At 61.2% G+C, this 13,582-nt stretch carries 11 protein-coding genes and 1 pseudogene; all 12 read right to left on the bottom strand.

Features of this window, described 5'->3' with window-relative positions:
• Positions 1-45: 45 nt before the first annotated feature.
• The gene (locus PSH65_RS19680; RefSeq protein WP_305421912.1) at positions 46-852 is read right to left on the bottom strand and encodes a ChbG/HpnK family deacetylase; all 807 of its coding nucleotides are present in this window, start codon (positions 850-852) and stop codon (positions 46-48) included.
• The gene (locus PSH65_RS19675; protein ID WP_305421911.1) at positions 824-2,038 is read right to left on the bottom strand and encodes a GNAT family N-acetyltransferase; all 1,215 of its coding nucleotides are present in this window, start codon (positions 2,036-2,038) and stop codon (positions 824-826) included. The genes PSH65_RS19680 and PSH65_RS19675 overlap by 29 nt, the downstream gene beginning before the upstream one ends.
• Before the next feature lie 4 nt (positions 2,039-2,042).
• The gene (locus tag PSH65_RS19670) at positions 2,043-2,168 is read right to left on the bottom strand and encodes a hypothetical protein (RefSeq protein WP_305421910.1); all 126 of its coding nucleotides are present in this window, start codon (positions 2,166-2,168) and stop codon (positions 2,043-2,045) included.
• A complete protein-coding gene (locus tag PSH65_RS19665; protein WP_305421909.1) occupies positions 2,165-4,084 on the bottom strand; it encodes a hypothetical protein in 1,920 nt (639 codons plus the stop codon). Before PSH65_RS19665 ends, PSH65_RS19670 begins: the two co-directional genes overlap by 4 nt.
• A complete protein-coding gene (locus PSH65_RS19660) occupies positions 4,081-5,385 on the bottom strand; it encodes a lipopolysaccharide biosynthesis protein (protein WP_305421908.1) in 1,305 nt (434 codons plus the stop codon). The genes PSH65_RS19665 and PSH65_RS19660 overlap by 4 nt, the downstream gene beginning before the upstream one ends.
• Positions 5,382-6,383: a polysaccharide deacetylase family protein gene (locus tag PSH65_RS19655; protein ID WP_305421907.1), complete on the bottom strand. Its 1,002-nt coding sequence runs from the start codon at positions 6,381-6,383 to the stop codon at positions 5,382-5,384. Before PSH65_RS19655 ends, PSH65_RS19660 begins: the two co-directional genes overlap by 4 nt.
• Before the next feature lie 12 nt (positions 6,384-6,395).
• A pseudogene (locus PSH65_RS19650) lies at positions 6,396-7,535 on the bottom strand (glycosyltransferase).
• Positions 7,528-8,496 (bottom strand): glycosyltransferase family 2 protein, encoded by a 969-nt coding sequence (locus PSH65_RS19645; protein ID WP_305421905.1) that lies wholly within the window; start codon positions 8,494-8,496, stop codon positions 7,528-7,530. The pseudogene PSH65_RS19650 and the gene PSH65_RS19645 overlap by 8 nt, the downstream one beginning before the upstream one ends.
• Complete coding sequence (locus PSH65_RS19640; protein ID WP_305421903.1) at positions 8,493-9,860, bottom strand: O-antigen ligase; 1,368 nt, start codon at positions 9,858-9,860, stop codon at positions 8,493-8,495. The genes PSH65_RS19645 and PSH65_RS19640 overlap by 4 nt, the downstream gene beginning before the upstream one ends.
• Positions 9,857-10,912, bottom strand: coding sequence for a glycosyltransferase family 4 protein (locus tag PSH65_RS19635; RefSeq protein ID WP_370694708.1), 1,056 nt, complete (start codon positions 10,910-10,912; stop codon positions 9,857-9,859). Before PSH65_RS19635 ends, PSH65_RS19640 begins: the two co-directional genes overlap by 4 nt.
• Before the next feature lie 32 nt (positions 10,913-10,944).
• Positions 10,945-12,540 carry a Wzz/FepE/Etk N-terminal domain-containing protein gene (locus PSH65_RS19630; protein ID WP_305421900.1) on the bottom strand — a complete coding sequence of 532 codons (1,596 nt, stop codon included), beginning with the start codon at positions 12,538-12,540 and terminating at the stop codon, positions 10,945-10,947.
• 17 nt (positions 12,541-12,557) lie between these two features.
• Positions 12,558-13,580 carry a polysaccharide biosynthesis/export family protein gene (locus PSH65_RS19625; protein WP_205887798.1) on the bottom strand — a complete coding sequence of 341 codons (1,023 nt, stop codon included), beginning with the start codon at positions 13,578-13,580 and terminating at the stop codon, positions 12,558-12,560.
• Between the last annotated feature and the right edge of the window lie 2 nt (positions 13,581-13,582).

The raw sequence follows: 13,582 nt of genomic DNA, 5'->3' as shown, positions 1-13,582 counted from the left end.
GGCTGAAGCCAGGGTGTGGTGGATAAGGTTTTCGATAGCGATAAATCAAGGTTGCAACGGGCGTAGCTCAATCGAGTACGCGTCTTTGAGCGTCCTTGGCACAACGGCATAGGACACTCTCGGAATGCCCGGAAGACGCTTCTCCAGAATGTTAGCCAGCGACTCTCCGGGGTTTAAATAGATATCGCCAAAATCGGCCCCGATATGGGTCGGATGGACAACTATCTCCAATAGGCCGTCGATCGGCATCGCCACGTTGCGCAGGTCTACCGGGGTGCATACGTACTGGGCGGTTGCGCCGGCAAGGTGGCTCAATCGATGATTGAACAGCGTCTTGAACACCCGCTTGGGCACACTCAGGTTATTTCCCAAATGGCGCGCCAGTCGCACGGGCACCCCTTGGCGGGCGGCAAAACGCGCGACGACTTCGCCGATGGGCCAGATGTTGTGCACGTGCTGATGGGAATCGATGTGGCTGGGGCGCAGGCCGTTGTCCAGGCAGCGTTGCCATTGGGCTTCGAGTTCTTCCAGCACCGCGTCGCGATCCAGGCGGTTGAGCCAGAGACTGTGGCGGGGCAGGTCGAGGTCGAACATGCCCTGGCTGTCACAGAACGTCGAACGCGTGAGAATCGACGGGCTCAACGGCCGACCATAGGTGAGGTTGAAGTGCAATCCGATTCGCCCTTGAAGCAACGGCTGCCGGGCCAGGACGCAGGCCTCCTCGAACGCTGGCATGTTGGCCATGGCGGTGGCGGAGCTGATGACCCCGGCCTGGAAGGCGCCGAGGATCACCGCGTTCTCGCTCAAGCTGAGGCCGAAATCGTCAGCGTTGACTATGACTTGGCGAGGCATGTTTGTCCTCCATGGTTTTTTCGGTGGGCGTAGGGCCTTTGTCGGCGGGTGCAGGGGTGGGTTCAGCAACAGGCAGCATCGCTGCACGCCAGGCCCGCCACTTTTTCAACCAAGGCTTGAATTGATGCCAGAGTCGCATGGTCAGCCCCAGGGCGAGGCCGCTGGGGCGCCAGGAGTAGAAGCTCCAGCGCCAGTGCTCCAGTTGCCCGGTCATGCGCTCCTGGAGTTGATGGCTGGAGTTCATCAGGCTGACCCGCGAAGCGTCGATCCAGTGCCAATTGTCGTCCAGGCCCCAGCGAATCCATTCTTCGAGCAGCACACGACCGCTGCCCATATCGGCGTATCGCGGCAGGAACGCCAGGTTGTAGTCGTACAGCCGGCCCTCTTCCAGCAAGCCGAGCCGGTAGCTGATGCAGCGCCCGTCCACTTCCAGCATCACCACCCGCAGCAGTCCCTGTTCGGCGAGGGCGGTAAAGGCCTGCTTGATCCATTGCCGACTGCGATCACTGGTGAAAATCCCCACGCCTTCGACGCCTTTCCAACTCTGCGCTTCGACTTCGCCGAGGGCTTGCAATAAAGGCCCGATGGTGGCCGCGTCAGGGGTTACGCGTCGGACCTGAGCGCCATAGGCCAAAATGCGTTTACGCGCCCGGCGCAGTTTGTAGCGCGGGTCGCCGGAGACTTCCTGGCGGTCGGCCTCACTGATCAAATGCACCGGCACCCGGCAACTGAGGCGGCGCTCGCCGGTCGAGCTGTGGGCCATCCATGCGGTCAGCGCGCTTTCTTCACCGATGGGTTCGGATAATTCATTGAGTTGCAGCATCGCATGGGGCAAGTGACGGCGGATGATCACCAGTGCCTTGCGCATGCTGTCGGCATCGAGGCAGGTGAGCAGGGCCAAGCGATCGGTGAGGGGATAACCGAGGTGACGCAAGACCCGAAATGGCAGCTTTCCAAAGCGCTCCACGGACGCCACCAGCGGCAGGCACAAGGCTAATTCATCGCCTTGCCAGCCGAGCAGAACGTGCAAGTGTTCCTTGGCCGTCAGTGCCTGTTCCGATGCGCGCAGCCAGGCGAGGGTGTTGAACGGCGTATGGTCCGTCACGCGCCCGCACAACCCCTCATAAGCGGCTGTCGGAAAGTCCGGGGCGCACAACGACGTGCGCCATTCGAATCGTGCCACCATAGGTTCAGCCCACCGCCTCTGGAACAGGTGAACGGGACGGTTTGTGCAGCTGGCACAATCTCCCCAAGGCATTCATGTCATTGCCTTCTGACTGGGACCGGTCGTGGTGATGCAGGTTGACGGCGTTCATGAGGCGCTCCAGCTCAAGGCGAACAGGGTTTCGCCCGGCAGGTCGAAGCTGACGCGACCGTCGTGACAGTTGAATTGAGCGCTACGGCTGCGGCTGTCGGCACCGAAGTACACCAGCGTTCCCTTGGCTAGCGGGCACGTCGCCCCGCCCAGATCGACACGCTGCAAGCGCACCCCTTTGTTGACCCCTAACAGGCTGCGCTGGCGTTCGGTGGCCATGGCCAACACATCGACTTCGAAGGCGTCGTTGTCCAGGCGCATGACGTTTTTCAGCCAGTGCTGCTGGATGAATTGCTGGGCCAGGCCCACCGGCTTGAGTTCGAAGCGATCGCCGCCCAGCACCCGCACCATGCCCTTGGGGTAAGTCGGTTCATCGGCGGCCTGGAACCAGTTGAGCATGTCCAGCAACCCGTCCTGGGCCGAGTTGATGACCACCGAGGTCCACCATAGCGAAGCAAAATGGGTTTCTTGATCGTAGGGGCTCAGGCTTGAGCCGCTGGACAGATTGGTCTGATCCAGCAGCAAGGCCTTGCGTGGCCGGCCCTTGGTATCGAGGCCCACCAGCTCGGCGGCACGGCGCACGCTGTCGCGGTAGACCCGAGTCGCCAGCAGGTCGCGAATCATCCATTCGTGCCAGGCGAGGGCGTCGATTTGCTCTCCGGATTCGGCCAGCAGGCGTCGCGCCCAATCGATGCCGCGCTTGTCGACGGCGTTGTCGGCGAACGGGCCATTAACGAAGCGCGAAGTGGCGGGCATGGCGATGCGCACACCGGCCTTGGCGTTGGCCGGGTCGCTGCGCACTTGCCGGGCCATGCTGTTGAAGATCGCCTGGTAGTCGGCGTAGCTCGGGTAATTGAGGTTCGGCTCGTCGGCGAACGCGATGTAATGCGTGCCGGTACCGCCGAGGGCGCGAGTGGCGGCAAGCCAGGCATCGAGGCCGGCGTTGCTTTGGGTGTCGGCCCGCAAATCCGCCTGACGCTGGCTACCGGCTAACAGCGTGAGGTCCTGCGAGATGCCGAAGCGGTTCTGATAGAGCTGGCGGAACGCATCTTCGTGGTGCGGATTTTGCGCGGTGACGTCAACGAAACTGTAATAGGTGCCCGCCTGAGGCTTGAGGGCGTCGAGCGCTGCGAAACTGGATTGAGGGGGCAGCACGTAGGGCAAATAAATGCCGAGGTTCGGGGTGGGGCCGAGCATCTCTTTGTGCAGGGTCAAGCGGGTCTGGCCGTCGTTCTCGCGCAGCGGTTTGAGTTGCTGCGGTTTTTGGGCAAACAGGTTCGCCGTGCCATCGAGCCAGAACGCGACCTTGCCGCTGCCTTGCAGGCGCAGGCGCCAGACCTGTTCGTCCTGGGTGACGGGCAATGCCACCTGATCGAACTGCCAATAGGCGCGATGGGGTTTCAGCGCCAGGGACAGCTGTTTGTTGTCGCTCACGCGCTGGGCTTGCAGGGCGTTGATCCCGCCGTGAAATTTGCCGGCCAGTACTGCGTGTTCCCCCGGTGCGACCTTGAAATACAATTCATCACCGCCGCGGGTTTCGGCGCTGAAATGCACCTTGGCCGGGGCGAACAATGCCACGGTGTGTTCGTCATGTTCGATCGTGTAGCGACGGAAGCTGTAGCCTGGAATTTCCAGTCGATAACTGGCGGCATTCGGTGCCAGTGGCCAGCTCTGCTTGCCTCGGGTTTCACTGGCGGAGATCAGACGTTCGCCCTTCAGGTTGCCGTTGCCGTCGAGCAAGTACAGGCGTTCTTCATTGGCATCGGCCTGCCACGCCGGCACCCAGCGAACAGTCAGCGTGTCGGGACGATCCGTTTGCAGGTACAGGCTGCCGTCGCGAATATCAGCCCAGCGCATGGGTGCCGCCTGGGCGCTCAAACCGAGGCCCAGGCTCAACAGCAGCATGAGGCGTTTCATGCCGATTTCCGTTGCAGCATCTGCAGCATCGGGGCCACATCGCTGGGCAGGATGATCAGGGTTTGCCAGGCCGGTACGCCGCTCAACCGGCAATACATCACCAGCAGCGCGAGGGTGACCGCCAGGTAGGCGATGGACGATGCCGTCGCAGCGCCGACAATGCCGTAAATCGGGATCAGCAACAGGTTCAGGGCCAGGTTCAGCAACGCGCCGAGGCCCATCAACAGCGAAATCGTGCCGGGGCGATTTTTGCCCAGCAAGTCCAGGCGCAGGATACTCGCATAGCAAAGACCGAGCAGCCCCGGCAGCAGCGCCAGCAACGCCGGGTAAGCCGGCTGATAGGCAATGCCGAACAGCGTGACGATCAGCCATTCACCGATCACCGCCATGGTCAGGCAGGCGCCGAGCATCACCGTGGCGGTCAGGCGCAGGGCCAGCGGCGTCAGGCGATCCATGCCTTCGTCCTGTTGCAGCAGGCGTTTCATCAGCGGCGTGGTCACCGCTTCCGGGACGATCAGCAGCAACTCGGCGGCGGCGCTGGCCATGGCGTAATGCCCCAACGCCGTGCTGCCGAGCAGGGCGCCGATGAACAGGAAGTCGGAGCGCAGAATCACTTGCTGGAACAGCAGGTCCGGATGGCTGCGAGTGCTGTAGCGCCACAGTTCATTCTGGCTGGCGCGGTCCCATTGCAGTTGCAAGGGTTGAGCGCGCCTGAGCCAGAACCAACCGGCCAGCACCACCAGGCTGATGCCAGCCAGCCAACTGATCAGCGCCGCTTCCAGCGCAGCGTCTTTCCACATCCAGAACAAGGCCAGAAACAACAGCAGGGGCGCCAGGGATTCCACCAGCCGCAAGACATTGAACGCGACCACACCGCCCGACGCATTATGCAAGGTCAACAGGCCGCTCTTGAGCACGGTCAGCGGCACCGCCAGCAGCAACAGCCAGGCGAGCAATCCCAGTTGCGTGGTGATGTCGAGTTCACCGCCGAACTCGCGCACCAGCGCCACCACCAGTAAGGTCAGCAAACCCGCCAGCAGGCAACCGAACACCAGCACCTGGCTCAGCAGCAGACCCATGGGCCGTTGCTTGGCCGCCTGATACCCCACCGCCGAATTCAGCCCGCCACTGGTGGCGGCGCTGATCAAATCGGGCAGGGTACTGAGCAACGCAAACAAACCACGCTCGCTGGGCCCCAGAATCCGCGCCAGCAATACGTTGCGCAGCAGCCGCAGGCCGATCATCGCCAGTTTGGTGCCCATGCTCAGGGCCAGGTGTTTGAGATAGCGATTGCGACTCATGGCCGGGCTCCGCGGCAGATGCGCCAGGACAGCAACTCCGGATTGCGCGCCGTACGCTGGCTGATGCCGATTCGCGGCAAGGCCAATGGATCGCTGATACCACGATAAATCCCGGCGGCGGTGCCCAGGGCAAACGGGAAGTCGTGGTCGGCCACGTGTTCGCGCACCCGCGCATCATGGTTGCCATTGGGGTAGCAGTAGACCGGCAGTGGCCGGTTGCAACCGTTCAGCAGGGCATTGCGGCTGCGGCTCAGTTCCTCATCCAGACGTTGATCGTCAAGGTCGGTGAGAATCGCGTGGCTGGCGCCATGGGGGCCGAAGCGGATCAACCCGCTGGCTTCCAGCGCGCGTACCTGATGCCAGTCCAACGCCTGGGGTAACGACTCCTCCGGGCAGTGATCGGTGAGCCGGTTCAGTTCGCCCGCAGGCAAGGTTTTCAGACTTTGCAGAAAATGTAAAAGCGCCAGGCTACGGCGCTGCACATCCAGATCATCAAGCAGCACCGGCAACGGTCGCCCAAGCTGTTGCAGGCATTCAATCAAATGCGTCCGGGCTTTTTCACCGTGGCTGTGCCACAGGGTTTCTCCCAGGCTTTCCCACCAGAAGCGTTGCCGGCTGCCGATGAAATCGGTGGAGAGAAAAATGCTCGCCGGCATCTGATGCTTTTTCAGCAACGGGAAGGCATTCAGCGCGTTGTCGCGCCAGCCGTCGTCGAAGGTCAGCGCGATTTTTGGCCGATCGGTTCTGATAGAGCCGGGTTGCAAGATCTCCATCAGCGGCACACATTCGAAGTTTTTTTTCAACCAGGCGAACAAATGCTCGAATGCTTTCGGCCCGACGCACAGTTCATTGCGATGGGGCAGGTCGGCGGCGCGGTCATTGGCCAGCACCCGGTGCAGCATCAGGATCACCCCGGCGCCGTGCAGTTGGTGGCGGCCTACTGGCGAGTTGAGATAGAGCCAGCCACTGGTGCGTTTTAATAATTGTTTGATCGCCATGGCGCGGTCCTTTCAACGATTTTGCTCGGGGTTCCATTGCGCGTACCGCTGGCCGCGCAAGAACTGCCACAGACCGATACTCATCCCGGCAAGGGTCACCAGAACAAACGCGGCGAGGCGAAAGGGTTTGGGTAAACGGTGTTGCACATCCAGCAGGCCGACGATGGCCATCGCGTAACCGAGCAGTTGCGCGATCAGGCTCAGGCGGTAGAGGTCATGTACATTCCACAGCCAGAGATTGCTCAGCAGCAACGGCAGCAACAGGATCGGTGCCAGGCGTCGAATCAGCTTGTGGCTGATCAGTGCAATTGCATACAGGCCATACTTCCAAGGGTTCAGCAGCTCCCGGCGCTGGGCCAGGCTTTGCAGGCCGCCGACGGTGACGCGCTGGCGCCGACGCCATTGCTTGACGATTTCGTCGACGCCCTGGTCGCTCACTTGTGCTTCGGGTACATAGACGATGCGTTTGAACGCCACCGGCGCGCAGGTGCTGATAAAGAAGTCGTCGTTGACCTCCGCCGGCACGTGCTGGAACAACTCGCGGCGCAGGGCGAGCAGGGCGCCGTCGGCGGAGACCATGCAGCCGGTGCGATTTTCCACCTTGCGCAACCAGCCTTCGTAGTGCCGATAAAGGCTGTCGCCCAGGCTCAGGCCCTTGCCCGGCACCGGGATCAGCATGTACCCGGCACAAGCCCCGACCTCTGGATCGGGGCCAGGGGCGCGAGCAACTGGCCGAGGGTGTCGGTCGACCATTGGTTGTCGGCATCGGTGAACACCAGAATCTCGCCCGTGCTCAGGGCGACGCCGGCATTCAAGGTGGCTGCCTTGCCCTGACGGGGCAGGTCGAGCACGCTGATGCGTGGGTCGATGACCTTGTGGGCACAGGCTACGGTGTCGTCGGGTGGAACCGTCGCTGGCCAGAATGATGTGTAGCGAGCGCGCCTGATAATCCTGGGCGAGCAGGGTGCGCAACTTCTTTTCGATGTACTGGGCCTCGTTGTGCGCGGCGATGATGATGCTGACATTCATGGGGGGGGCTGGCGCATGACGCCGCGCACGGAACAACGGCGCGATCAGTGTCAGCAGCAGTGGGTAACCGAGCCAGGCATACACCGGCAATAGCAGGCACAGCCAGAAAATGAATTCAGCCACGGGCGGGTCTCCTGGCATTCCAGTGACACAGGCTCAGGATGAGCGCCGCGCCAGCCAGGTGCAGACGCACCCAATGCAGGCCCCAGAGTTGCAGCATCAGACGAAGGTCGTGGTGTATCAGGCTCTGGCGCAGGCTCTGGGCGAGCGCTGGCAGGCTGGTGATGAACAACATGAATAGCGCCAATAGGGGGGAACCGTTGAGCAGGGCGGACAGCGCCATGAAATCCAACACCCAGGCGATGATCGACAGCATCGGGAAGCGCAGTAAACGCAGGCTCATGCCGTGGCTGCGCAGTAATTGCAGGTGACTTCCCTGACGCCAGAACTCCTTGCCCATCCATTCGCGCCAACTGCTTTCGTAACCCCAATGCAGGGCAACGCTCTGGTTGACGGACAGCAGGCGTGCGCCAGAGTGAGAAAGGCGCATGGTGAAATCTTTGTCTTCGCCGGTGCGCAGGTTTTCGTTGAAACCGCCGACCTTGTCGAACCATGGACGACGCATCAATAGGTTGGAACTGGGCAGCCATCGCACTGTTTTCACCGTTTCATCGTTCGGGCGCAACGTGCGGCGTTGCCAGGCATTGGCAAACCACGGGGCTTCGGCCGGGGTGTGCAGGTCCAGTCCCAGGACGTCGACCTGAACTGCGGATTGGATGCTCAACAACAGCGTGAGCCAGTCCTCGGGCACTTCGATGTCGGCATCAATGAAGGCCAGCCATTCGCCTGTGGCAACGGCGGCGCCGCGATTGCGCAGCGCCCCGATCAGCAGGCCCGGCAGAACCAGCACCTGCGCGCCCATTTGCCGCGCAATGTGCGGCCCTTGATCCTTGGAACCGTTATCGACCACGATCAACTCGCATTCCAGCCCGGCAGCCTCGGCCGCTTTTTTCGCAGCGAGCAACGTACGCCCGATGTGTCGGGCTTCGTTGTACATCGGGATGACGAGGCTGATGCGGCTCATGCCCTGGCCTCCGTCGGCGGACGTTCTTCAGCCTTGAGGCGCAACACGAAAGTCAGGGCGAGGATGATCCACAGGTACTTGTGATTCGGTGCGCTGAGGAACATCAAAAACAGCATCAGCGACAGATAGCTGATGCCCAGGTGCGTGATCATGTCAGCCTGTTCCCAGTCGCGTCGCAGCATCCAGGCATGTCGAGCGCGGACGAGGTTATATATGCCAAGGCCCAGCATGCCGACGAACAACAGCCCGGCGGGAATCCCCACTTCGCTGAAGATCTCCAGGTAAGTGTTGTGAGCGCGGCGGTACAGGTCGCCAGGCTTGCGGTTGGCGGAAAACACCTTGGAGTAACCGGTGGTGGCGTAGTGCAGCGGGAAGGTGCCGGGGCCGGAACCGAGTAACGGGTGCTCTTGGATGATCTGGCTGCCGACCAGGATGTACGACGTGCGGCGGCCGAGGGATTCGTCCTGGCTCTTGGCCCCGGCCTTCAAAATGCTCAAGGACTGGATGCGCGCGATGTAACCGGCCGGCATTGAATAAATCGCCAGCGGAATCACGATTGCCAGGCCAAGCATGGCAAAACCCAAGTGGCGCGGACGGATGCGTGGCAACTGCGCGCGGTAGTGCCAGGCGCCGATCATCAAGCTGAGAAAAAGCACCACCAGCCCGGAACGGGAATCGGTTTTGGTCATGCCGCCCAGCAGCAAAATGCAGCAGCCGCCCCAGAACAATCGGTGCAACAGGTTCGGGCTGCGGATCACCAGCAGCAGAGCCAATGGCACGGCGAAGGCGATCAGCAGGGCAAACGAGTTCGGATCTTCCAGCAACCCGGCGGCGCGGCCCTGGTCCTGATACTTGATGGAAAACATGGCCAGCGCGCAGGTCGCGCTGACGCTGAGGGTCACCAGCCGGGCGAACATCTCGAGGTTCAATTCACGGCCGATCAGCAAGGTGATCACAAACAGAACCAGGCCGACACTCAGATCCCGCAGATGACTCTGGGACATGTCCAGGTTGTCGGTATTGATCATGCTCAACAGGTACAACACCATGAACCAGATCAGGTAGCGCCAGATGTTGCAGCGCAGGCGTTCGGACGGAATCTGGTGAATGGCCAGTTGCAACATCAGGATCAGTGCCAGTGACGCCCCGATGAACTTGGTGCCCGACAGCGCACTGCCCTTGAAGAAACCTTCGAACGGCACCAGCGCCGCGATGCCCAACAAACCCCAGGCGGGTTTTCGGTAGAGCACACCGACAGCTACCATGCCCAGCACGGCGCCCGGCGCCAGATACGGATAAGGGCTGGCCAGCAAACCAAGGCAGACCAGGGCGAGCAGACTGACGATCGAGAGCGGAAAGATCACGCGCGTGCCTCCCGTGCAGTACGGATATAAAGCTGCGACCAGCGTTCGGCCAAAGCCTTCAGGTCGTAACGGTCCAGTTGCGTACGTTTTGCGTTGTCGATCAGTTTGCGAGCCAGTACCGGCTCATTCCGCAGCGTGTCGATCTGTCGGGCGAGGGCGTCGCTGTCGGTGGGTGTCGCCAGCAGGCCGTTGTGCCGGTCCTCCAGTACATCGGGAATTCCCCCGACGCTGAACGCCACCACTGGCACCCCGGCTTGCATCGCCTCCAGCAAAATCATCGGCGTGCCCTCGGTGCGCGAGCTGATCACCAGCGCATCGAGTTGCTGCCACCATCGCTTCATGTCGGTCTGATAACCCGGCAAGGTGATGCGTTTGTGCAAGCCGGCAGCGGCAATCCGCGCCAGCAGGGTTTCCCGTTCTGGACCGTCGCCGAGCATCACGGCGTCCAGTTGCGGGTGTTGCTGACAGAGCGGAATCAGGGCATCGAGAAACAGGTCCGGGCCTTTTTCATTGCTCAGTCGACCGACATAGCCCGCCAGCCAACGCAGGTGTTTGGCTGGGTGGGGCAACAGGTCGCTAGCCGTTGGCAGACCATTGGGAATCACTTGCAGTTTCTCCGTCCGGACACTGGCCTTGCGGTGCAGCACGGCGATGCTTTCGGCCACGCAAACCACCCGATGCACCGAGGCCGTGCGGCACAGTTGCAGGCTCAGCCAGCCGTAGAAGCGTTGCTTGCGACTGCGCGGTGTGAAACCGTGTTGAGTAATCACCAACGGCAAATCCAGCAACGTGGCGCCTACCCAGCCAAACAACAAACCTTTGAAATTGTGCGTGTTGATCAGCGGCTGTTCAGCCTGCCGCTGACGTAAATGACGCAGCAATTCCCTCAATCCCGCACAGCCGCGGCAGTCGACCCCGGCTCCGCGAAACCGCGCGATCAGCGCGGGCGGCGCATCGAGAAACAGCACCTGGTGCTGGCCCGGCGTCGCCAGGCAATGGTCCAGCAGCATCCGCTCAGCCCCATAGAAGCCGCCGCTGCTGATCAAATGCATGATCGGCAGAGCGCTGGCGCTGAGCGGCCCGTTCAATGGCGCACCCAATGCATGAAGCTAGGCACGGTCCAGTTCTTGTGCGGGTTGTTCGGCAAGACGTCTTGCTCGTTGAGCACCAACAACACTGGCAAGCCCAGTTCATGGGTGATTTGCGCTGGGTGTTTGAAGCGGTGATCGAAGAACTCACGCACGTAGACGAAAGCAATCGCCAGCAGCAGACCGGTCAGCATCCCGAACGGAATGATCAGTATCGGTTTGGGGAATGCTGCATCGGTCGGTTCGTACGGCGGGCTGAGTACCCGAGCGTTGGACATATCGTTGTTCAGCAAACCGGCGGAGCTGCTTTCAGCAAAGCGCTGGGCGTAGGTGGAGAACGCCGCGTGCAAGGCATTGATCTCGGTGTCCATCTGCTGCAACTTGCTTTGAGCCACTTGCAACTGATGGATGCGGTCCTTGAAGTCGGCGATGCGCGCGGTTTTCTGCTTGATCACCGAGGTGACAATCGCCAGGTCGTTGGTGCGCTCCTGAATCCGGTTGCTGACGATTTTCAGGAACTGCTGGCGGGTGCGGGAAATCTGCTCGCGGGTCAACAGCATCGGTTCACTGCCCGGCTGGAAGATCGCCAGGTCGTTCATGTAGCGGCTGACCTGAGTGGTCAGTTGCTCACCGAGCTGTCTGATCTCGCGGTCTTCGAAGGCAATGTTGTCCACCGTGGTGGTGAAGGTGTAGGGGAAGGTGTAATCGCTGAGCCGGGACGTATTGGTGGCGGCCGTCAGGGCGGTTTTCAGGTAGTCGAGCCAACGCTGGCTTTGCAACAGGCGATCCTGATACAGGTTCAGGGCCTGTTCCTCGGTGTTGATGGCGTTGAGACGGAAGGTGATTTCTTCCTTCGGATCGGACGACCCCACCCCTTCAAGCAATGTCAGCCTCGTGCCTTCCAGGCCATCGAGACGCACCTGATATTGCTTCTTCTTGGTTTCGTAGAAACTCTGAGGCAGCTCGATCGATTGCAGTTCCTGACGGTTGACCAGGTAGTTTTGCAGCAGCGCCGCGACAAACCGGGTGCCTTGAGCCGGATCGCCAAAGCTGTAGGTAACGGAGATGACGTTGGAACCCGGCATGGTTTCGATTTTCAGGTTTTCGGAGGCCTGCTGGGTGAAGACATCCAGGTCGGTATCGCGCACGGGATCGGTGTCAAGCCCGAACGCATCACGCACCGGATTGATCACGTATTCACGCAAGGGGTTGGTCACCAAACGCTGGATCGGTTCGGTCACCAGTGTGCTAAAGGCCCCGAGAGGGGGCGTGTACTCACCTTTGGCCAGCAGGTCGCTGATGGTCTGACGGATCAGGGCCGGCGAGCGCAGGATATTGCTCTCGGTTTCCATGTCGGCCAGTGACGGCGGAATGAACGAGGCATCGCCTTGGGTCAGGGACGTGGTGGCGTCTCCCTGGGAGAGTTTTTTGGATTGCACGATCACCTGCGCGGTGATATCGAAGCTCTGTTTGAGCATCATCGGCAGGACCAGGGCAATCACTGCAAAGACCAGGAAGACTCGCTTCACCAACTGCTTATTGGCGAAGAAGATCCTGAAGAACTCATGCAGGTAGTTTTCCTTTGGGTTCATGGTCGGTCACCTGAGAGTTAGTTGTTGCTGTCTTTGTTGTCGACGCGGTAGCCAAAGGTGAAGCCCACCCCCTGGAACAACACCACGTCCGCCAGTTGCCGCGCGAGTTCACCGGCGCTGGCCAGTTTGGTCTTGGGCACGTAGAGCATGTCTTCCGGTTGCAGGTAAGCAATCTGCGACGCGTCACCGGACAAGGCTTTCTCCACGTCGTAGTGCACGGCCTGCACCTGGTTGCCGTTGCGGCGCATGATCACCACCGAATCGAGTCGCGCCTTGACGCTGGTGCCACGGGCCAGGGTCAACGCTTCAAGCACCGAGACGGGCCGGCGAATCGGGTAGGAACCCGGTTGCGCGACTTCACCCAGCACATAGATTTCATTGCCCGAGGTGGATTTGAGCATCACGTCGACCGTCATCCTCCCGGGCAATTGCGCGTAGCGTTGGTTGAGGAAAGTTTCCAGTTGGTTGACCGTCATGCCTTGCAGCGGCACGGAGCCGATTTCCGGGAAACTGGCGTAGCCGTCGTTGCCCACGGTGATCTCCCGGCTCATGCCGGTAGCGGGGTGGTTCAGGGTGCTCCTGAGGTTCTGCTCGTTGCTCAGCGGGCTGGTGACCAGCACGGTCAGCTGGTTGCGATTGGGCTGGAACAGGGCTTTGCGGTTATAGACGCGCTGGATTTCCTCCCGGGCTTGGACCGACGTCAACCCGCCGATTTTCACCGCGGTGTTGGCCCCCGGCAGTTCGATGGTGCCATCGGGCAGTACCAGTTGCGTGCCGTTGAGCTGGCTGGCCGCGGTGAAGTTCAGGGCGACCTGGTCACCGGGTTGAATCCGATAAGCCTGCGAACCGCTGGTGCTGATGTGGAAGATCACATCCAGCACGTCTTTGGGTCGCAGGGTCTGTTCGACCCTGGGCATGTCGGTGGCCTGGGCGTTGGCCGGCTCGGCCGTGAGAATCTGCACCGGCATGTTCTGGGTTTCACTGGTGCTGGAGCAGCCTGCAAGCGGCAGCAACAGCAGGACAAGCATTTTGGCGTTCATGG

The sequence above is a fragment of the Pseudomonas sp. FP603 genome, from assembly GCF_030687415.1.
Taxonomy (GTDB): domain Bacteria; phylum Pseudomonadota; class Gammaproteobacteria; order Pseudomonadales; family Pseudomonadaceae; genus Aquipseudomonas; species Aquipseudomonas wuhanensis.
The sequence above is the reverse complement of the archived record's forward strand: the minus strand, read 5'-3'. Positions and strand labels throughout refer to the sequence as shown.